Source organism: Saccharospirillum sp. (assembly GCF_039982735.1).
GTDB lineage: Bacteria > Pseudomonadota > Gammaproteobacteria > Pseudomonadales > Natronospirillaceae > Saccharospirillum.
Genome location: NZ_JBDWXV010000018.1, coordinates 178,692 through 198,082, shown reverse-complemented (window position 1 = coordinate 198,082; position 19,391 = coordinate 178,692). Strand labels below are relative to the sequence as shown.

Sequence of the window (19,391 nt, the reverse complement as noted above, 5' to 3'; positions counted from 1 at the left end):
GGTGCACCGCCCCTGGGGCTCGTACAAAACCATTAACCTGGGGGAACGCCACCAGGTAAAGCGCATTACCGTGAAACCCGGTGAAAAACTCTCGGTACAGATGCACCACCACCGCGCTGAACACTGGGTGGTGGTGAGCGGCACCGCCAATGTCACCATTGGCGAGAAGACTCAAATGCTCAGTGAGAACGAATCGGTCTACATTCCCATTGGCACCGTGCACGCTCTGGAAAACCCCGGCAAGATCCCTCTGGAGCTGATTGAGGTGCAGACGGGCAGTTATTTGGGCGAAGATGACATAGTGCGGTTCACGGACCGGTATGGGCGGCAGTAACACCGCCTTTGGCCGGGGCACTGCCCCGGCACTCCTCTGTTGCGACTTTTATTTCCATTACCCGCCCCCACCCTGCTGTCATAGCCACGTTAAGGACCCAGCATGTCGACTGAACGCATTCTCCAGGCGCTGAACACCCTGAAAGATCCTCACACCGACCGGCCTTTCGCCGACACGGCTGACATCGATATTACCGAAGGCTCGCCCGTAAAAGTCACGGTGACACTGCACTATGCCGCAGGGCAATACCGGGAAGGGTTGGCTATGTTGCTGGCCAGCCATATTGAAGCCCAGGTCGATGACGTTGAAGTTGAGGTCTCTGTTCGCTGTGAAGTCGGCTCAGTGAACGTTCGGGAAAACCTGCCAGGTATGGAGAACATTAAGAACATCATCGCCGTTGCTTCCGGTAAAGGCGGCGTTGGCAAGAGCACGACGGCCGTTAACCTGGCGATGGCGCTGCAAGCGGAAGGCGCCCGGGTTGGTTTGCTGGATGCCGACATCTATGGCCCGAGCATTGGCACCATGCTGGGTGTGCCTGAAGGCACCAAGCCGGAAACCGTTGACAACAAGTTCTTCAAGCCCATAGAGGCCCATGGCCTGCAAAGCATGTCGATGGCCTACCTGGTCACCGAGAAAACGCCCATGGTGTGGCGTGGGCCTATGGTTTCGGGGGCATTGCAGCAATTATTGACCCAAACGAAGTGGGATAACCTCGACTACCTGGTCATCGACATGCCCCCGGGTACCGGCGACATTCAACTGACGCTGGCGCAGAAAGTGCCTGTTTCAGGCTCTGTGATCGTCACTACCCCGCAAGACATCGCCCTGCTGGACGCGCGCAAAGGCATCGAAATGTTCCGCAAAGTGAATATTCCGGTACTGGGCATTGTTGAGAACATGGCGATGCATGTGTGCTCAAATTGCGGACATGTTGAACACATATTCGGCGAAGGCGGCGGCGCAAGGCTCTCGGAAGACTACGACGTGAACCTGCTGGAGAGCCTTCCGCTGGACATCAGCATTCGCACCCAGACCGACAGTGGTAAACCCACCGTGATCGCGGAACCGGACGGTGAAGTGGCGGCGCATTACTTTGTGCTAGCGAGGAAGACGGCCGCAGCACTGGCGTTGCAAGGGGTTGATACCGGGCCTGAGATTTCGTTTGTCTGACGAGGGATTTAAGGGACGCGAAACAATAACTGACGCAAGACAATAGAAGACGCTGAACATCAAGCGACGTCAGTTGCTGTTCTGCGTCTTTCGATGTTTCGCGTCAATTATTGTCCTACGTCACTCCATGTCCCGCGACTTTTTCTATACCGGATTCCGGCCCACCGAGTAATAGGTAATTCCCTTCTTCTGCATCCGCTTGGGCTCAAACAGGTTGCGGCCATCAAAAACAATCGGCTCGGCCAACTGTTGTTTGATGGCTTCAAAATCCGGTGCCCGAAAAGACTTCCATTCGGTCACAATAGCCAGTGCATCGGCACCTTTCAGGGCACTTTCCTTAGTGCCGCACAGCGTTAACGCCGCTTCATTGCCGTAGATACGCTGGGTTTCTTCCATTGCTTCCGGGTCGTAGGCTTGCACCTTGGCACCGGCGGCCCACAGGGCTTCCATCAACACGCGGCTTGGTGCTTCGCGCATGTCATCGGTGTTGGGTTTAAAGCTCAGGCCCCAGACGGCAAAAGTTTTGCCTTTCAGATCGCCGTTGTAGTGCGCGTGAATCTTGCTGAACAGGGTGGTTTTCTGTTCGTAGTTGCGCGCCTCTACGGCTTTGAGCACTTTGGCGTCGAAGTCGATGCCATCGGCTGTGCGGATCAGCGCCTGAACGTCCTTCGGAAAGCAGGAACCGCCGTAACCAACCCCCGGGTAAATGAACTGATACCCAATGCGTGGGTCGCTGCCGATGCCCTGACGCACAGCCTCGACGTCAGCACCCAGCCGCTCGGCCAGATTGGCGATTTCGTTCATGAAGCTGATTTTGGTAGCCAGCATGCAGTTGGCGGCGTACTTGGTCAACTCGGCGCTGCGAACGTCCATCTGAATGATTTTTTCATGATTGCGGTTGAACGGGCCGTACAACTCACGCATTACATCCATAGACGCCGCACTTTCAGTGCCGATAACGATGCGGTCCGGTCGCATGCAGTCACTAACGGCCGCACCTTCTTTCAGGAATTCGGGGTTGGAGACGACATCGAAAGTCAGGCTGGTATCGGCCCGCTTGGCTAATACTTCCTTAATTGCCGCCGTGACTTTGTCGCCGGTGCCGACCGGTACCGTGGACTTGTTCACGACAATGGTGTGGCGGTTTATGTTTTCGGCGATGGTGCGGGCAACGGCAAGTACGTACTTGAGGTCGGCACTGCCGTCTTCATCGGGCGGGGTACCCACGGCAATGAACTGGATGTCGCCATGGGCGACGGCTGCAGGGGCATCGATGGTGAAGCTGAGTCGGCCGGATTCGTAGTTGGCCTTCACCATGGGTTCAAGCCCTGGCTCGTAGATGGGGATGATGCCTTTTTTCAGATTCTCGACCCGGTTGGCATCGACATCGACACACACGACCTCGTGCCCGGCTTCAGCCAGGCAGGTTCCCTGCACCAGGCCGACGTAGCCGATACCAAAGACAGTAATCTTCATTGTTTATCCCTTCACGTTGCGGGCGTAAGACGGTTTAAAGTTAATGGCGCGCAGTTTACCGCAGGTGATTGAGGGCTGCGACACCCGATTGCTTGACCTTTACCCAACGACCGATGTTAGATACACGCCCTTTTTTCAGTGCAGTCTTTTGGATGAGCGTTATCGATGGGTGAACTCTTTGCACTATTAGCCGCGCTGTCATGGACGCTGGCCGCCTATGGGTTTCGCCATCTCGGCACTGCCCTGTCGCCGTTACAGCTGAATTTCTGGAAAGGTTTGCTGGCCTGTGCGGGCTTGCTGGCGTTTATCTGGGTGTCGGGCCAGTGGGTCGAGATTCCGCCGGAAGTATTAACGCCGCTGCTGCTCAGTGGCTTCATTGGCATTACGCTGGGCGATACCTTTATTTTCTCGGCACTGAACCGCATTGGTGAACGCACGACGCTGTCGATTGCCGAATCGAGCGCGCCCCTGTTTGCCATTGGCCTGGGCATGTTATGGCTGAGCGAGTTTCTGACGCTGTGGCAATGGCTGGGCGCGGCGATGATCATCCCCGCCCTGTTCTGGGTGCTGGAACCGGAAAACCCGGCGCATCGCAGTCATCCGTTTCTGGGTATGGCGTTCGCGCTGGGGGCCGCGTTGTGCCAGGCACTGGGCATGGTGTTTATGCGTGAAGTGTTTCTGGCGGTCGATATGCCAGCTTCACAGGCATCGTTTTTGCGGCTCGCCGCCGGCATTACCGCCATTCCGCTGATCATAGGCTTGCAACGCAAGGCGTTCTGGCCCCGGCTGACAGGCCGCCAATGGGCGATTCTGGCGCTGAGTACCTTTGTTGGTACCCTGCTGGCCATCTGGTTTCAGCAATTGGCGGTTAAGCGCACCGAAGCCGGTGTAGTGCAAACCCTGATCGCCACCTGCGCCATTATGGCGTTCTCTATTGACCGGATACGCGGGCATCGCGCCAGTCGCAAGGCCTGGGGTGGCATGTTATTGGCGGTGACTGGTGTGGCGGTTATTGCGTTGAACGGGGCAACGCACTGACCACTAGCGCTGCACCTACAGTCCTCTCTCCACCTCTGGGGGAGAGAGTTAGAGAGAGGGGGCGGCGCAGCCGTTGGGTTTTTGGTTTCGATTGGAATGCACTGAAACGAGAAGAGAACCCTCTCCCCAGCCCTCTCCCGCAGTGCGGGAGAGGGAGCTATTTGGTGGTTGAATGACGCTTGTGCTTCGTTTGTGGCACCTACGTTTTATTACCATAACCAAACACACTAAAACGATTCCGCCAATTACCTTGTTAGCTATATGACAATTCACGATAATAGCGGCCTACTTTCTTATCACCTCATACACCGTTAAGGCCGTCTTTTAGATGAGCGACTACCTGCTTTTGCTGGTTGGCACCATTCTGGTTAACAACTTTGTTCTGGTTCAGTTTCTTGGGCTGTGCCCCTTTATGGGCGTGTCGAGCAAGCTGGAGACGGCCGTGGGCATGTCGGCCGCGACGACCTTTGTGCTGACGCTCTCCTCGGTGGCGAGCTATGTGGTGTACACCTGGTTGCTCGAACCACTGGGGTTGACCTACCTCAGAACCATCAGCTTTATTCTGGTGATTGCCTTTATGGTGCAGTTCACCGAGATGCTGGTACGCAAGACCAGCCCACTGCTGTACCGGGTGCTGGGCATCTTTCTACCGCTGATCACCACCAACTGTGCGGTACTTGGGGTTGCGTTGTTGAACATCAGCCGCCAAAACAGCCTGATTGAGAGCTTCTTGTATGGCTTTGGTGCGGCCGTCGGCTTTTCACTGGTGCTGGTGCTGTTTGCCGCCATGCGTGAACGGCTGGCGGTGGCCGATGTACCGGTTCCGTTTCAGGGCGCGGCCATTGGCCTGGTGGCGGCGGGCATTATGTCGCTCGCCTTTATGGGTTTCTCTGGTCTGGTGACGTTGGGGTAATTTATGTGGATCGCGGTTGTCACCCTGCTCATTCTCGCCGCTGTGCTTGGCGGCCTGCTTGGTTTTGCCTCGGTACGGTTCCGGCCCGAGGGTAACCCCATTGTCGACAACATCGACGACATTCTGCCGCAAACCCAGTGCGGCCAATGCGGCTACCCGGGTTGCCGCCCTTATGCCGAGGCTATTGCCAATGGCGACAAGATCAACAAGTGCCCGCCCGGCGGCGAAGCCACCATTCAGGCCCTGGCCGACCTGCTCGATGTCGAACCCGAGCCACTCGACGCTGAACATGGTGAAGAGAAAGGCCGCACCGTCGCGGTGATTCGCGAAGACGAATGCATTGGCTGCACCAAGTGCATTCAGGCCTGCCCGGTCGATGCCATTTTGGGCGCTGCCAAACAGATGCACACCGTGATCGAAAGCGAATGCACCGGCTGCGACCTGTGCGTCGAACCCTGCCCGGTCGACTGCATTGATATGGTGCCCATTGAAGTCACCCTGCGCAGCTGGCACTGGGACAAACCCGAACCCGGGGTTAGCCTGATCGCGACCGATCAGCCCGCAGACCGGGAGCGTGCCGCATGACTGCCCAGGCTGTGATCGTGACCGACAAGGTGTTTTCGCTGAAAGGTGGCATTCACCCGGATGAACGCAAAACACTCTCGAACACCACCCCCATTGCCGAAGTGCCACTGCCTTCAGTACTGGTATTGCCGCTGACCATGCACCTGGGCGCCCCGGCCGACCCGGTGGTATCCGTTGGCTCTACCGTGCGCAAAGGCGACGTATTGGCGACCGCCGTCGGCGGCATCAGCGCGGCCGTGCATGCGCCTACTTCCGGGCGAATTTGTGCCATTGAAGAGCGCGTGATCGCCCATGAATCCGGCTTGCCTGCCCCCTGCATTCTGCTCGAAGCCGATGGTGAGGACGACTGGCGCGCCCGCTACGGGCTGCCGAACTGGCGCGAGCAACCCGTCGATGAGCTGATTCAACGGCTGCGCGACTGTGGCGTGGTTGGCCAGGGTGGCGCCGGCTTCCCGACCGATGTGAAATACCGCAACAAGCACAAGCCGATCACCACCCTGCTGATCAACGCCGCCGAGTGCGAACCCTATATAACGGCCGACGACCGCCTGATGCGCGAGCACGCTGACGAGGTACTGCAGGGTGCCGTCATCGCCAAACACCTGCTCGGTGCAAGCACCATTCGCCTTGGCATTGAAGACAACAAGCCCCAGGCACTGGTTGCCATGCGCGAAGCTGCAGGCCACCTGGGCATCGACCTGCGCATCAGCGTGGTGCCGACCAAATACCCGAGCGGCGGCGAGCGACAGTTGATTCAACTGGTCACCGGCCAGGAAGTACCGCGCGGTGGCTTGCCGAGCGATCTGGGCATTGTGTGCCAGAACGTGGGCACCCTGGCCAGCATCTACCGGGCCGTTGTGTTTGATGAACCCCTGATCAGCCGGGTGACTACGGTGACCGGTGAGGCCGTCGACGCACCGGGCAACTACGAGGTGCGCATTGGCACTCCCATTGAGACCGTACTGAACCAGGCCGGTGTTCATCTTAAAAAAGCGGACCGGGTAATCATGGGTGGCCCAATGATGGGTTTTGCCATTCCTGACATTACCGCGCCGCTGATGAAAACCACCAACTGCCTGCTGGTGCCCACGCGCAAGGAACTGCCCCGGCCCATGCCGGATAACCCCTGCATTCGCTGCGGCTTGTGCGAACAGGCGTGCCCAGTCAATCTGCTGCCACAACAGCTGTTCTGGGCTTCAAAACACCGGGATCTCGACGCCGCCGAATTGCATTCGATCAACGATTGCATCGAGTGCGGTGCCTGCGCCTATGTGTGCCCGAGCCGCATTCCGCTGGTGCAATATTACCGCTACGCCAAGGGTGAATTGCGCAACGAACAGGAAGAGCAGATCAAATCGGAGCGGGCCCGGGCGCGCTTTGAAGCCCGCCAGGCCCGGCTTGAAAAAGAACGTCTGGAGAAAGAAGCCCGTCGCAAAGCTCGCGCAAAAGCGGCAGCCGAAGCCCGTGCCGCCAAGGCTGAGAGCGGCAGCGGCGAACCCGATGCCCAGGACGATGCCATCAAAGCCGCCATGGCACGCGCCAAAGCAAAAAAGGCCGGAGCCACACAGAACACGGCTGAACCAAGCCGGGAAGACCTTGAAAAAGCGTTGGAACTGGCGGCAACGAAAGTCAAAAAAGCCAATGAGCGGCTTTTGGTCGCCGAACAGGAATCGCCGGCCATGGTGCCCGCCTTGCGCAAGGCACTGACCAAACTCGAAGAGAAACATGCTACGGCTCAGGCCGCACTGGAAAACGCCGCTCATGGCGAACCGACACGCACAGAAGTCAAAAAGGAAACCGATTCATGACGGGGCTCAACCTGACCTCACCGCACGTGACCGGTCGCACCTCCGTCAGTTGGGTTATGGGCTGGGTACTGCTGGCGCTGGTGCCGGGCTGGATCGTTCTGATTGTCAGCTTCAGTGTCGGCTATGCCATTAACATGGTGTTGGCGTTGCTGACAGCGTTGATCGCCGAGGCACTGTTGCTGGCCTGGCGTGGCCGGCCCGTGATGTTCTTTTTGAAAGACCTGAGCGCACTGGTGACCGCTGCCCTGCTCGCGCTGGCGCTGCCGCCGCTGGCGCCCTGGTGGTTAACCGTTTTGGGCACGATGATCGCCATTGTATTCGCCAAACAATTGTTCGGCGGGCTGGGCAACAACCCGTTCAACCCGGCCATGGTCGCCTATGCCCTACTGCTGGTGTCGTTGCCGCTGTACATGACCACGCGCTGGGCCAGCCCCGACTTTTCGCTGCCGATCACAGACACCCTGGCGGTGATTTTCGCAGGCCAGACCCCGATCGATGGTGCCACCGGTGCTACCCCGCTGGATGTCTACAAGCTGGATATCTCGCGGCTAACCTCGGCTGAAGTGCTGCAATCACCCATTTTCGGCAGCTGGATCGCCGAAGGCTGGGATGTGGCCAACCTGGCGTTTCTGGCAGGCGGTGCGCTTCTATTGTGGAAACGCATCATCACCTGGCACATCCCGGTCAGTCTGTTGGCGGGCCTTGGCATGATGGCACTGTTGTTCAGTGGCGATGCCGATGTGCGCACCCCGATCGACCTGCATCTGTTTGCCGGGGCCACTATGCTGGGCGCGTTTTTCATCGCGACCGACCCGGTCAGTGCGGCCACCAGTAACCGGGGTAAACTGGTTTATGGCGCCGGCATTGGCGTGCTGATCTACCTGATTCGAACCTGGGGCAACTACCCCGATGCCGTGGCCTTTGCGGTGCTGCTGATGAACTTTGCCGCCCCGTTGACCGACCACTACACCCGCCCTCGTGTTTACGGCCACGACAAATCGGTGAAAGGCTTCAAGAATGACTGACGAAACCGATAATAACGCACAACCGGACACCGGCGCTGAAGCACCCATCACGCTAACGCAGGCGATTCGCCGCAGTGCCATCGGCCTGGGGATTTTTGCCGTGTTCACGGCTGGCATTATTGCCGTTACCCAGACTTTGACGGCCGATCGAATCGACGCCAATCAGCGCGAATTCGAAGCGCGGTCTCTCTATGACCTCACACCGGAAAGCCTGCGCGACAACGACTTACTGGAAACCGCCTACCCGATCGAACTGCCCGCCCTGACCGACACCGCGCTGCTGCGATTGAACCGCGACGCTACCTGGTACCAGGCGCGCAAAGACGGGGCCGTGACGGCGGTAATACTCCCGCTCGTCGCCCCCGAAGGTTATACCGAACCAATCCGGTTGATCGCCGCCATTGAGGCCAGCGGCACTTTGCTGGGCGTGCGGGTGATTACTCATAAAGAGACCCCGGGCCTGGGCGACCAGATAGAAACCAGCAAATCGGACTGGATATTCAGTTTCGACGGCCAGTCGTTCGAGACGATTGAGCCCGATCAGTGGCAGGTGAAAAAAGACGGAGGCGCCTTCGACCAGATGACCGGTGCCACCATCACCCCCCGCGCCATCGTGCGCGCCGTGGCCAGAACACTGACTTTCTTCGAGACCAACCGGTCGGTGCTGCTAAGCACCGACCCTGACACCACCGGAGTCGATTCATGAGCGACGCGACCCCCGCCAAAAGCACCGCCTCGGCCCGCGAGCTGACGCGCAACGGCCTGTGGAACAACAACGCGGCCCTGGTGCAGTTGCTGGGCTTATGCCCCCTGCTTGCCGTTACCGGTTCGGTGGTGAATGCGCTTGGGCTGGGCATAGCCACCATGGTGGTGCTGGTCGGCTCCAACACGGCGGTTTCGCTGATTCGACACTACGTGCCGGATTCGGTGCGGTTGCCCGCCTTTGTGATGATCATCGCCTCCTTTACGACCTGCGCCGAACTGCTCATGCAGGCGTTTACCTATGAGCTGTACCAGGTACTGGGTATTTTTATACCTCTGATTGTCACCAACTGCACCATTCTCGGCCGCGCCGATGCCTTTGCCCGCAAGAACCCGGTACTGCCGGCGATGCTCGATGGCTTTATGATGTCGCTGGGGTTTCTGGCCGTGCTGATTGTGCTCGGTGGTCTGCGTGAACTCATTGGCCAGGGCACTCTCTTTACCAATATGGATCTGATTTTCGGGCCCGTTGCAGAAAGCTGGGAAATCACCCTGTTTCCAAATTATCCGGATTTTCTGTTTGCCGTTTTGCCACCCGGTGCTTTCGTGGGGTTGGGCTTGTTAATCGCTGTGAAGAACCGGGTGGACTCGGGTATTGAAAAGCGCAAGGCCGCAAAAGCCGAGAAGCCGGTTGCTGGCTCCAAACGCGTGCGGGTAACCGGGACCATCAGTTAGTGGAATCATGAACAAAGCCAAACGAACTGAAATATTCAGCCGCCTGCGAGCCGCCAACCCCAACCCGGAGACGGAGCTCAATTACAGCACGCCCTTTGAGTTGCTGGTGGCGGTGGTGTTATCGGCCCAGGCGACTGACAAAGGGGTCAACAAGGCCACCGACAAACTCTACCCGGTCGCCAACACGCCGCAGGCCATTGTTGAGTTAGGTGTTGAAGGGCTGAAAGACTATATAAAAACCATCGGTTTGTTTAACAGCAAAGCAGAGAACGTGCACAAGCTGTGTCGCCTATTATTAGACCAACACAGCGACCTGAACCTCGATGCCGGGGAGATTCCGAACGAGCGAGTTGCTCTCGAAGCCCTGCCCGGCGTCGGCCGAAAAACGGCCAACGTGGTGCTGAATACCGCTTTCGGCCAACCCACCATGGCTGTAGACACCCATATTTTCCGCGTCGCCAACCGCACCCGCATTGCACCGGGCAAGAATGTGGTTGAGGTTGAACAACGCCTGCTAAGGCTGATACCGGCGGAATTCCTGATGGATGCTCACCACTGGCTGATTTTGCACGGACGCTATACCTGCACAGCTCGCAAGCCTCGTTGTGGTGCCTGCATCATTGAAGATTTGTGCGAGTTCAAAGACAAAACAGAATAATCTGTATTAAGCTAGGTAGCCTCTAAACAATGGATACCGGAACAGGACGTTCACCCCATGCAGTATCTGACACTGGCACTGGATGCCAGTTGCGACTTGCCAACGGCCGTTTATCAGCGCTTTGATCTGGCCACCCTGCCTTTAACCTGGCTCGCGAAACCAGCCAGTTTGCCACCCGATGACCGCAGCAAGGCAGTAACGGATGCCTGGTATCAAACACCAGACCACCCAACCCGCCTTTCATTGCCCGAACTGCATCAGGATACCCATCTCAGCCAACGGTTAAACGACAGCTGGTTGCTGCAGAGTGACGGCACCCTGATTATTACGCCGGCAAAGCATCGTCACCCCGGTCACCACCACTGGAACCATCAGGCTGCCACCCTGCAACCACAGCTCGACCGCCTCCGGCATGCCGCGAACTTGCACAGCCATTTCAGATTGCGCGTTATGGACAGCGGTCATACGCTGGCCGCTTACGGGTTACTGGTTCAGGAGGTCGCCCATTTGCATCGCGATCAGGGGCTCACCATCGATAAACTGCGCCTGCCTCTGCTGGCCTTTGCACCTAGAATTCGACACTTCTACAGCGTACCGGCGTTTGCCAACCCTGTGCTTTTCCCACTCCCCCCTGCTTTCCCACCACTGAACTGGCTGAAACGATCCATCATGGCTCACCGGAAGACCTTTCCCGTCTTTCAGGCTCTGGATGGAGAAGAAAAAATGATTCAACGCGCAACCGCTGAAGACCCTATTACTCCAATCGTCGATCTGGTCCATGCGGCACTGGAAGAAAGCCGGTTGAGTCATTCAGCGGTTAATGCCAGCTTCGCGGGTGACATAGAACCCTTGCAACAACATCCGGCTGTTCGACGCCTTCATCAGTTGGTCACTGCACAGGGTGGCCATCTTTGGTTGAGCCCAATGGCCGGGTCATCCGCCTGCCTGTTCGGGCGCAATGCCTTTTCCGTCGCATTGGTGAACTAAAAGCTTTTGTGGAATGGGGCTGGCTATCGTTCGCCGCTGGCACGGTTCAGTTCATCTTGCTGCAGCAATTTCAAAAATGACTGGCCCAGCAATTCATCCACCGTACCGTCACGCAGACGATGATTTCGCAGGTATTGATACAGCGCGATGATGTGTTTCAGGGTTTCGGTATCGGGGGTGTGAAACTTAGTAGCACCGGACTCGTTCGCAATGATATGCAGGGCCGACTGAAGAGCATCGATGGCGACTTCGGGTGCTGTATCAAATGGCAACCCTTCGCCACTGGCCAGCCAGACCAAAGAGCATTGGCTGGCTCGGGCAATTTGATGTGCCCGCGAGAGCGAGGGTTCGGAGCCGTTCAGGTATTTGCGAATCAGGCTTTCGCTGAGGCCGACTGAGCGTGCGAACTCGCTGACAGTACGGCCGGAGATCAGTATTTTCAGGCGACCGGAAAACGACATCAGGCTTCGCGGCGACTGGCCATGGCCGGAACGGTTTTCAGCGCCACTGACTCACCGGTGTCGGTGAGGCTCCAGCGGCCGAGATTATCGAACTGAATCAGCGACATGGAATGCAATTGCAGTTTAACTTCATCGAGTGCCGCACGTTCGAGCTTCACATCGGCCACTGCATGGCTGCCTTGCCAGCGACGCTTGACGTCGACCAGTGCCAGAGGCTGCAAATATTCGGCCAGTAGAGCGTTTACCCGGGCTTCTGTAACCGGGGTTAACAGGGGTGCGGCCAGCCAGGTAAAGACCGTTTTCCAGGAAACGGAGACACTTCCCTTCAACACTTTAAGCTGCCCTTCACGAAACGCCTTGCAACTGAACTGGCTGTGCCAGACCGACCGGGGGTTCGTCAGCGCCGACAAATCAGCGGCGGCTCGAGATGAACGGCCGGCAGACAATTCCTGTCTCAGGCGCTCTGCTTCAGCCCGTAAGGCAGCGAGCTCGGCAGACGATTCAGTCACCGTGCCTGCCTTTTGCCAACCGGGTGCCGGATGCTCTTCCATCACTTGCTCGATGGCGCGCTCGGTGACATCGCGCAGCGTTTCTTCGCCGTCCCACTCGTAATAGATACCGGTCTTCAGCAGACCAACCAGCTGATTCAGGCGGGTTTTATCGATGTCGCTTGGGCTGGGAATTTCATGGCCGGTGTAGATGAAGGCGACGGGGGTTTTGTGCTGGGCGCGAACGGTCGCGTAAGTCTGATGCAGGTAGCCAACGCCCTGCTCCGTCAGTGGGCCGTATTCATTACCGACCAGCAGGAACACATAGTCGGCATCGCTTAAGGCAAGTTGGTTCAGTTTCCAGAGGTAATTCGCAGAGACGGCCGGAAACGGCAGGCCGGTGGGAACACACTGCTGCGCCATGATGGCTTCAAACAGCACATTGCGTTCCTTTACGAGGTGACGCTCGAGTGACGCCACCATGATCAATTTTCGTGTATCAGACATGCTTGCTAACCACCTGCCCCATCCATGTTCGCAGAACCCTGTGATGAACCCGGACCCTTGCCGGCGCTTCTGGCAAAACTCCGAAGACGAGTATAACACAGGGTCTGGTAAACATGTCGCTAATCACGCCCCGGCCATACCCCTCGGGCATCACAACCGACCTGGCCGGGTTACACCGGTAAAGGCGGGCAAGGGCCAGTCTGTCCCCTCGGTCAGATTAACCAGCTCAAGCAGGATCATCGCCGTCAGACCCCAGATGTGGTGCCCGTCAAAATCGTAATGCGGGATCTGAAACGAAATACCATGACGTTCGATAGGCTGCAGCCGGGGCGCTGTATCGGTAAAAAATGCCCAGGGCACCGTAAACCACTCGGCAATTTCATCCGGACTGGCCACACACTGGTCGAGGTTCAATACCTTGCCGACAAACGGAAATACCTGAACCCCATTTTTCGATAAACCGGTCGATAACGGGCCCAGCACCTGAATCAGATCGGGCGGTAAATTCAATTCTTCGTGCGTTTCGCGCAAGGCCGTGGCCTGCAACGAGGTGTCTTCGGGCTCCCACATCCCCCCCGGAAACGCGATATCACCAGGGTGCGAATTCAAATGACTGGCCCGAACCGTCAGTAGCAGAGAGGGTTCACCAGCGTTGTCGACAAGCGGCACCAACACCCCCGCTCGCGGCTGGTCGAGCGAAAGCAGTCGTGGTTCATGGGTCGTCAACCGGCGTTCCAGTTGGTGAAAAAACGGGGAATAAGCAGTCATGGCCTCATTTTCGCACGTTTACAGCGCTGTGAGTGGCGTAGCGCACCGACCGTTTTCATGACCTTTACGGAGCAACCGTAAATAGACTGTTTTTTGAACAGTGTCACTGCCATTTGCCACTCAGTAGTGCTAGATTAAATCGGACAAGGAAGAGTCTGGTTCACACCCAGCCCAGTATAAGGCAACAGAAAGTAGGTTGTAGACCTTAATAGGCAACCCATCCATACGGAGACTGTGATGGCCAACCCTGTCATCGAACTGCCCGCCTTCGATACCCTTAAAGCGCTGGCTGATGAAGACCCCGAAGCGCTGGAAACCCTGCGCAGCCAACTGGTCGCCGAGGTTATTGAACGGGCGCCAAGTCACCAGCGGGCGCAATTGCAGGGTCTTCAATTTGTGCTCGATATGGAACGTCGCCGGGCTAAAAATCCGATGCAATGCTGTATTCGTATGTCTCAACTCATGCATGAACGGGTCGACCGGTTACGCGAATGCCTCAAAGATACGCTGTATTACGACGGATTGGCCAGCGCCGGAACCCGGTCCGAGCAGGATCACAATGCTGTGATACTGGATTTTCCCCGGCCGGTTCAAGACGCGCCGCCGAAGTCCTGATAGGCTTGTCGCAAGGAACCCACAACGAAACGTTTTATTCATGAATTTTTGCAGCCATTGCGGACACCGGGTGCGATTCGACACCCCTGAACTCGATAACCGCCCCCGCTTTATGTGCGACCAGTGCGGTACAGTCCACTACCAAAACCCTCGCGTTATTACCGGTACTTTGCCGGTGGCTCCCGATGGACGGATTTTGCTTTGCCGACGCGCCATTGAACCCCGCCATGGCTACTGGACCCTGCCCGCCGGCTTTATGGAAAACGGTGAAACGACGGTTGAAGGCGCACTGCGGGAGACGGTCGAGGAATCCCGCGTGATGGGGAAAAACCCGCAATTGCTGTCGATGGTCAGCCTGCCCGATTTCGATCAGGTGCATGTGTTTTACCGGATCGACATGCCCGACTTTTCGTTCGAAACCACGCCCGAAAGCAGTGAAGTGGTGCTGTTTCACCACCAGGACATTCCCTGGGATGAGATCGCCTTTCTGACGGTCAAGGTAACGCTTGAGCATTACCTGGAGCATTTGAATACCGAGCAAGTTCCGGTGCTTAATTCGGTGGTGCATCGACCCCAAAAACAGGTCTAGTAACGGCTGCGCCGTCCCCCTCTCTCTAGCTCTCTCCCCCCGGAGGTGGAGAGAGAACTGGAAGGTGCAGTGTGCGAGTGACTGGAACTGGCCAAAATTTGCTATCTTTCAGCGCTTCTGTCCAGTGCTCTTAAACATACAAGGGTTCTCTTCCGGCTACTGTTAAAAATACCGGGTTTGCCGCCTGGTTATTGCCTGCAACCCACTGTTACCGAGTTCTACCCCCCAGCCAGATTCGCCCATGCCACCGAACGGCACATCGATGCGACTGCGCATTGGCTTGTTAATGGCCACGTTGCGAGTGGTTAGCCTGCGCGCGATTCCGGTTGCTTCCTCAAGTGAACCACTCCAGACCGCGCCGCCCAACCCATAACGGCTTCGATTGGCCCACCGAACCGCCTGATCGACCGTTGAATAGGCCGCCAGTTGCAGTACCGGGCCGAAGATTTCATCCGGCCACACCGGGCTGGTCATCGGGTCATCGGTTACGGCCCAGGCCGGGCTGACGTATAGCCCGTCTACGCTAGGGTCTTCACTGTGCCGGGTCGCGGTTACCTTCAGGTTGTGCCACTGCTGGAGCAGGCGGTCGCGAATGTCGGGTCGCGCCAGAGGGCCTAGTGTACAGCCTTCAGACTCCGGCACTGCCGGCGTGAAATCCGCAAGTCGCTCCTGCAACCGGGCCAATACGGCATCCAGCCGGGTTTCCGGTACCAACCAGCGTTTGGCACACAGACAGCTCTGGCCCGAATTATTGAGCCGGGATGCCAGGGCGTTGTCGACAAAGGCATTCAGATCGCCACTGTCTGTCAGTAGCCAGACATCGCTGCCACCCAGCTCAAGCGTGCTGGGAATCAACCGTTCGGCACAGGCCACCGCGATGGCCCGGCCCGCATTGCTGCTGCCAGTAAAATGCACCTGGCGCAAATGGGGGTGATCGTACACAGCGGGCAGCACATCAATGTCGATCTGCAACAGGGCCACCGCGTCGGCAGGAAAACCGGCCTGGTGCATCAGATCGACGAGCATCCGGGAGCTGAGCCAGACGTTTGGGGCGGGTTTAATGGCCACCGTATTGCCCGCCAGCAGCGCCGGCAGCGCAAAGCGGCACACCTGCCAGACCGGGTAATTCCAGGGCATGATGCCGAGAATGCCACCCCAGGGTTCGAAGCTCAGCACGGCATCCGATTGCACATCGGTTTGCTCTAACGCGGCGGGACCCTGTGCAACCAGGTATCCGATCAGATCGATCGTCTTACTCAGTTCAGCCAGTGACTGGGCAAGAGGTTTGCCCATCTCCCGGCTGATCTGCCGGGCCAGAGAGTCTTGGTGCGTCGCCAACAACCCGGAGAGCGCTTCAAGCCAGCGCGTGCGATGCTCCAGTGGCAATGCCGCCAGTGCAGGCCATACTGTCTGCTGGCGATCCAGAACCTCTATCGTTTCAGCCTGTGACCAGCCATTCGCCTCAAACAGGCATTCCTGACTGGCTGGATTCACAGATCTGAATACACTCATGGTTCATCCTATTTTGAGGCGAAATGTTGTAAAGTTACAATCAGGCCAGGCGTTGTAGTCCCTTCGCCGGCTCCGTCCGTATTGAAAGAGGGGCGCAGTGACAGGGTTATTCGTACAATTAAGCCACTCTGTCGCTTGCACGATGCACACAAAAAATGAAAGAAAAGTACGACTACAGGGTTTACCACTGTAGGAAGCACTTGTTCGGTGCACCGGTGCAGGGAGCGCATTCTAAAGCATCGGTTGCCAAAGTTAACCTTTTCCCGGGAGAGATCGACACATGACTGTAATTCCTGACACCCTGCGTGAAAACGTACGTCTGCTGGGCGAACTGCTGGGCGATACCCTGCTGGAAACCCGCGGCCCCGAGCTGTTCCGCAAGGTTGAAGAAATTCGCCGTCTTGGCAAGGCCGTTAATACCAACGAGAACAGCGACCCACAGCCATTGATCGATGTGTTATCGAGCCTGGAAGACGACGATGTGCTGCCCATTGTGCGAGCTTTCAGCCAGTTCCTGAACCTGGCCAACATTGCCGACCAGCAATTTTTCTCCAGTGCCGAGGCCAATCAACGCGAAGCGGTGGAAGACACACTGGAACAGCTGGTCGATACGCTCGGCAAAGACAGCGTGGCCGATGCCCTGCGCAACCTGAACATTGAACTGGTACTGACCGCCCACCCGACCGAAGTGACGCGGCGCACCCTGATTCGCAAGCACGAACGCATTGCCGAAGACCTCGCCGACCTGAAACGCAACGACCTGCTGCGTTATGAACGGACCGAGCTGAAGTCGAATCTGCGCCGCACCGTCAACGAGATCTGGCACACCAACGAGATTCGGGATGAACGGCCGACCGCCGTCGATGAAGCCAAATGGGGCTTCGCCGTCATCGAAAACTCGCTCTGGCACGCCGTACCGCAATTTCTGCGCGAACTTGACCGCACGGCCCGCTCCCGTCTGGGCCAGGGCTTGAGTGTCGATGCCTCACCGTTCCACTTTTATTCCTGGATGGGTGGCGACCGCGACGGCAACCCGAACGTTACCCACAAGGTTACGCAGGAAGTGATATTGCTCGGGCGCTGGATGGCGGCCGACCTGTACCTGAAAGACATTCACGACCTGGCCGGTGACCTCAGTATGAGCGAAGCCAGTGCCGATTTAATGGCCGAGGTGGGTGAAACACCGACGCCCTACCGAGCCAAACTGCACGGCTTGCGCGCCCGGCTGGAACATACCCTGGCCTGGGCCGAGCGCCGGGTTCAGGGCGAAACGCTGGCCGCGCCGGACGACGTCATTGTCACCCGCGACGACATTCTGGCTCCGCTGATGACTTGTTACGACTCTCTGCTGGAGTGCGGCATGAGTCGCATTGCCAACGGCGCGCTGCTCGATTGCATCCGGCGTGTGCACTGCTTTGGTGTCAACCTGGTGCCGCTCGATATTCGCCAGGACAGCGAACGCCACATACTGGCCATCGATGAAGTGACTCGCTACCTGGGCCTGGGCGACTACAAAGACTGGGATGAAGACCAGCGAGAAGCCTTTTTACTGGAGCAACTGGGCAGTCGTCGCCCGTTGATTCCGCGCCACTGGGAACCGGGAGCGGATACCCGGGAAGTACTGGATACCGCCCGTATTCTGGCAGAAGAGCCGGCCGAGGTGTTATCGAGCTACATCATTTCGATGGCCAAACAACCGTCGGACGTTCTGGCCGTCGCGTTGCTGTTAAAAGAGAGTGGTCTCGACTGGAACGTGCCCATCGTTCCCCTGTTCGAAACCCTTGATGACCTCGACCGTTCGGTGTCGGTCATGGAAAAACTCTGGTCACTGCCCTGGTACCGCGAGTATTGCGGTGGCAAACAGACCGTGATGATTGGCTATTCAGACTCAGCCAAAGATGCCGGTAAACTGACCGCGACCTGGGCTCAGTACAAGGCTCAGGAGCGCCTGGTCAAGCTGGCCAGCGATAACGACATTCACCTGATGCTGTTCCACGGCCGTGGCGGCACCGTTGGCCGGGGCGGTGGCCCGGTTGAAAAGGCCATGGCATCCCAGCCGCCCGGGTCGGTACGTGGCGCCATTCGGGTCACAGAGCAGGGCGAGATGATTCGCTACAAGTTCGGCATGCCCCGGGTGGCCGTGCGCAGCCTCAGCATTTATGTGGCAGCCACTCTGCGCGCCACCCTGGAACCGAGTGCCGCGCCCAAAGCGGAATGGCGTGACCTGATGGAAGCGATGTCAAAGGCCAGCCTGGAGCGTTACCGCTCGGTGGTGCGGCACGATGAACGCTTTGTGCCCTATTTCAGGAGCCTGACCCCCGAGCAGGAACTGGGCATGCTGGCGCTGGGCAGCCGGCCGGCCAAACGCAAGGCAACCGGCGGTGTAGAAAGCCTGCGCGCCATTCCCTGGGTATTTGCCTGGATGCAGGTACGGCTGAACATGCCTTCCTGGCTGGGTGCTCGCCAGGCGCTGGAACATGGCCTGGCGACAAACCCGGAGCTGCTGCAGGACATGGTTGAGAACTGGACGTTCTTCAGCAGCTTTCTCGACCTGCTGGAAATGGTGCTGGGCAAAGCCGACGGCTCGATCACGGCCTACTATGAGCAACAACTGGTACCGCCGGAACTGCATGAACTGGGCGAAGACCTGCGTGAAGACCTGAAAGCCAGTGAGGTGTTGCTTAACCAGATCAAGAAACAACAGGTACTGCTGGAAAGCGACCCGCTACTGGCGCAATCGATTCTGGTTCGCAACCCCTACACCGACCCGCTGAACTACTTGCAGGCGGAACTGTTGAAACGGGCCCGTAAGACGGGGAATCTCGATTCACAACTGGAGCGTGCCCTAAAAGTCACCATGGCCGGCATTTCAGCCGGCATGCGCAACACGGGGTAACCGGACTGGGCTGGTGTTTCGCACCAGGCCAGCCCTCTGGGTGACGGAGAGAACTGCCATCCAGAGGGCTGGCCCTACTGGAGGCTGGGAGTCTTCGCCGATACGGATACTCCCAGTCGCCTCT

Annotated in this window: 19 protein-coding genes; 14 read left to right on the top strand and 5 right to left on the bottom strand. The window is 57.8% G+C overall.

Annotated elements, in window-relative coordinates:
- Both ABJT94_RS16565 and apbC read left to right on the top strand, forming a co-directional pair.
- On the top strand, positions 1-334 hold a 334-nt coding region (locus tag ABJT94_RS16565; RefSeq protein WP_348476569.1), incomplete at its 5' end, for a cupin domain-containing protein.
- A gap of 102 nt (positions 335-436) precedes the next feature.
- Positions 437-1,504: an iron-sulfur cluster carrier protein ApbC gene (gene apbC / locus ABJT94_RS16560; RefSeq protein WP_348476567.1), complete on the top strand. Its 1,068-nt coding sequence runs from the start codon at positions 437-439 to the stop codon at positions 1,502-1,504.
- A 144-nt stretch (positions 1,505-1,648) separates the two neighbouring features.
- Here the strand turns inward: apbC and ABJT94_RS16555 are convergent, their stop codons facing one another.
- The gene (locus ABJT94_RS16555) at positions 1,649-2,980 is read right to left on the bottom strand and encodes a UDP-glucose/GDP-mannose dehydrogenase family protein (protein ID WP_348476565.1); all 1,332 of its coding nucleotides are present in this window, start codon (positions 2,978-2,980) and stop codon (positions 1,649-1,651) included.
- Between the two features lie 165 nt (positions 2,981-3,145).
- Here ABJT94_RS16555 and ABJT94_RS16550 point away from each other — a divergent pair, with 165 nt between their 5' ends.
- The 9 genes from ABJT94_RS16550 to ABJT94_RS16510 all read left to right on the top strand — a co-directional run bounded on the left by ABJT94_RS16550 (position 3,146) and on the right by ABJT94_RS16510 (position 11,431).
- On the top strand, positions 3,146-4,018 hold the full coding sequence (locus ABJT94_RS16550; RefSeq protein WP_348476564.1) for a DMT family transporter: 873 nt from the start codon (positions 3,146-3,148) through the stop codon (positions 4,016-4,018).
- 328 nt (positions 4,019-4,346) lie between these two features.
- The gene (gene rsxA / locus ABJT94_RS16545; RefSeq protein WP_028672676.1) at positions 4,347-4,931 is read left to right on the top strand and encodes an electron transport complex subunit RsxA; all 585 of its coding nucleotides are present in this window, start codon (positions 4,347-4,349) and stop codon (positions 4,929-4,931) included.
- A 3-nt stretch (positions 4,932-4,934) separates the two neighbouring features.
- Positions 4,935-5,516 carry an electron transport complex subunit RsxB gene (rsxB, locus tag ABJT94_RS16540; RefSeq protein WP_348476562.1) on the top strand — a complete coding sequence of 194 codons (582 nt, stop codon included), beginning with the start codon at positions 4,935-4,937 and terminating at the stop codon, positions 5,514-5,516.
- Positions 5,513-7,324 carry an electron transport complex subunit RsxC gene (rsxC, locus tag ABJT94_RS16535; protein WP_348476561.1) on the top strand — a complete coding sequence of 604 codons (1,812 nt, stop codon included), beginning with the start codon at positions 5,513-5,515 and terminating at the stop codon, positions 7,322-7,324. Before rsxB ends, rsxC begins: the two co-directional genes overlap by 4 nt.
- Positions 7,321-8,349 (top strand): RnfABCDGE type electron transport complex subunit D, encoded by a 1,029-nt coding sequence (locus ABJT94_RS16530; RefSeq protein WP_348476560.1) that lies wholly within the window; start codon positions 7,321-7,323, stop codon positions 8,347-8,349. Before rsxC ends, ABJT94_RS16530 begins: the two co-directional genes overlap by 4 nt.
- Positions 8,342-9,055, top strand: a complete 714-nt coding sequence (gene rsxG / locus ABJT94_RS16525) for an electron transport complex subunit RsxG (RefSeq protein WP_348476559.1) — start codon at positions 8,342-8,344, stop codon at positions 9,053-9,055. Before ABJT94_RS16530 ends, rsxG begins: the two co-directional genes overlap by 8 nt.
- Complete coding sequence (locus ABJT94_RS16520) at positions 9,052-9,786, top strand: electron transport complex subunit E (protein WP_348476558.1); 735 nt, start codon at positions 9,052-9,054, stop codon at positions 9,784-9,786. The genes rsxG and ABJT94_RS16520 overlap by 4 nt, the downstream gene beginning before the upstream one ends.
- A 7-nt stretch (positions 9,787-9,793) precedes the next feature.
- Positions 9,794-10,444 (top strand): endonuclease III, encoded by a 651-nt coding sequence (nth, locus tag ABJT94_RS16515; RefSeq protein WP_348476556.1) that lies wholly within the window; start codon positions 9,794-9,796, stop codon positions 10,442-10,444.
- Positions 10,445-10,501: 57 nt separating this feature from the next.
- Complete coding sequence (locus ABJT94_RS16510; protein WP_348476555.1) at positions 10,502-11,431, top strand: hypothetical protein; 930 nt, start codon at positions 10,502-10,504, stop codon at positions 11,429-11,431.
- Between the two features lie 23 nt (positions 11,432-11,454).
- On the opposite strand, the gene ABJT94_RS16505 is transcribed toward ABJT94_RS16510, so the two are convergent.
- From ABJT94_RS16505 to ABJT94_RS16495, 3 genes are all read right to left on the bottom strand, one after another.
- On the bottom strand, positions 11,455-11,892 hold the full coding sequence (locus tag ABJT94_RS16505; protein ID WP_348476554.1) for a helix-turn-helix transcriptional regulator: 438 nt from the start codon (positions 11,890-11,892) through the stop codon (positions 11,455-11,457).
- Positions 11,892-12,887: a DUF4062 domain-containing protein gene (locus ABJT94_RS16500; RefSeq protein WP_348476553.1), complete on the bottom strand. Its 996-nt coding sequence runs from the start codon at positions 12,885-12,887 to the stop codon at positions 11,892-11,894. The genes ABJT94_RS16505 and ABJT94_RS16500 overlap by 1 nt, the downstream gene beginning before the upstream one ends.
- A gap of 150 nt (positions 12,888-13,037) precedes the next feature.
- The gene (locus ABJT94_RS16495) at positions 13,038-13,655 is read right to left on the bottom strand and encodes a CoA pyrophosphatase (RefSeq protein WP_348476551.1); all 618 of its coding nucleotides are present in this window, start codon (positions 13,653-13,655) and stop codon (positions 13,038-13,040) included.
- A 237-nt stretch (positions 13,656-13,892) separates the two neighbouring features.
- Between ABJT94_RS16495 and ABJT94_RS16490 the strand changes: the two genes are divergently transcribed.
- Complete coding sequence (locus tag ABJT94_RS16490) at positions 13,893-14,270, top strand: DUF3135 domain-containing protein (RefSeq protein WP_348476549.1); 378 nt, start codon at positions 13,893-13,895, stop codon at positions 14,268-14,270.
- Between the two features lie 40 nt (positions 14,271-14,310).
- Complete coding sequence (locus ABJT94_RS16485; protein ID WP_348476548.1) at positions 14,311-14,859, top strand: NUDIX hydrolase; 549 nt, start codon at positions 14,311-14,313, stop codon at positions 14,857-14,859.
- A gap of 162 nt (positions 14,860-15,021) precedes the next feature.
- Here the strand turns inward: ABJT94_RS16485 and ABJT94_RS16480 are convergent, their stop codons facing one another.
- Positions 15,022-16,371 (bottom strand): aldehyde dehydrogenase family protein, encoded by a 1,350-nt coding sequence (locus ABJT94_RS16480; protein WP_348476547.1) that lies wholly within the window; start codon positions 16,369-16,371, stop codon positions 15,022-15,024.
- Between the two features lie 280 nt (positions 16,372-16,651).
- On the opposite strand from ABJT94_RS16480, the gene ppc reads away from it, so the two are divergent.
- Positions 16,652-19,267, top strand: coding sequence for a phosphoenolpyruvate carboxylase (gene ppc, locus ABJT94_RS16475; RefSeq protein WP_348476546.1), 2,616 nt, complete (start codon positions 16,652-16,654; stop codon positions 19,265-19,267).
- Positions 19,268-19,391 lie beyond the last annotated feature (124 nt).

Excerpts from the sequence above, each read along its gene's own strand:
- ABJT94_RS16550 (WP_348476564.1), top strand. The coding sequence starts at position 3,146 with ATGGGTGAACTCTTTGCACTATTAGCCGCGCTGTCATGGACGCTGGCC.
- ABJT94_RS16530 (WP_348476560.1), top strand. The coding sequence starts at position 7,321 with ATGACGGGGCTCAACCTGACCTCACCGCACGTGACCGGTCGCACCTCC.
- rsxG (WP_348476559.1), top strand. The coding sequence starts at position 8,342 with ATGACTGACGAAACCGATAATAACGCACAACCGGACACCGGCGCTGAA.
- rsxB (WP_348476562.1), top strand. The coding sequence starts at position 4,935 with ATGTGGATCGCGGTTGTCACCCTGCTCATTCTCGCCGCTGTGCTTGGC.
- ABJT94_RS16490 (WP_348476549.1), top strand. The coding sequence starts at position 13,893 with ATGGCCAACCCTGTCATCGAACTGCCCGCCTTCGATACCCTTAAAGCG.
- ABJT94_RS16500 (WP_348476553.1), bottom strand. The coding sequence starts at position 12,887 with ATGTCTGATACACGAAAATTGATCATGGTGGCGTCACTCGAGCGTCAC.
- ABJT94_RS16480 (WP_348476547.1), bottom strand. The coding sequence starts at position 16,371 with ATGAGTGTATTCAGATCTGTGAATCCAGCCAGTCAGGAATGCCTGTTT.
- ABJT94_RS16505 (WP_348476554.1), bottom strand. The coding sequence starts at position 11,892 with ATGTCGTTTTCCGGTCGCCTGAAAATACTGATCTCCGGCCGTACTGTC.
- ABJT94_RS16510 (WP_348476555.1), top strand. The coding sequence starts at position 10,502 with ATGCAGTATCTGACACTGGCACTGGATGCCAGTTGCGACTTGCCAACG.
- ppc (WP_348476546.1), top strand. The coding sequence starts at position 16,652 with ATGACTGTAATTCCTGACACCCTGCGTGAAAACGTACGTCTGCTGGGC.
- ABJT94_RS16520 (WP_348476558.1), top strand. The coding sequence starts at position 9,052 with ATGAGCGACGCGACCCCCGCCAAAAGCACCGCCTCGGCCCGCGAGCTG.
- ABJT94_RS16485 (WP_348476548.1), top strand. The coding sequence starts at position 14,311 with ATGAATTTTTGCAGCCATTGCGGACACCGGGTGCGATTCGACACCCCT.
- nth (WP_348476556.1), top strand. The coding sequence starts at position 9,794 with ATGAACAAAGCCAAACGAACTGAAATATTCAGCCGCCTGCGAGCCGCC.
- rsxA (WP_028672676.1), top strand. The coding sequence starts at position 4,347 with ATGAGCGACTACCTGCTTTTGCTGGTTGGCACCATTCTGGTTAACAAC.
- rsxC (WP_348476561.1), top strand. The coding sequence starts at position 5,513 with ATGACTGCCCAGGCTGTGATCGTGACCGACAAGGTGTTTTCGCTGAAA.
- apbC (WP_348476567.1), top strand. The coding sequence starts at position 437 with ATGTCGACTGAACGCATTCTCCAGGCGCTGAACACCCTGAAAGATCCT.
- ABJT94_RS16495 (WP_348476551.1), bottom strand. The coding sequence starts at position 13,655 with ATGACTGCTTATTCCCCGTTTTTTCACCAACTGGAACGCCGGTTGACG.
- ABJT94_RS16555 (WP_348476565.1), bottom strand. The coding sequence starts at position 2,980 with ATGAAGATTACTGTCTTTGGTATCGGCTACGTCGGCCTGGTGCAGGGA.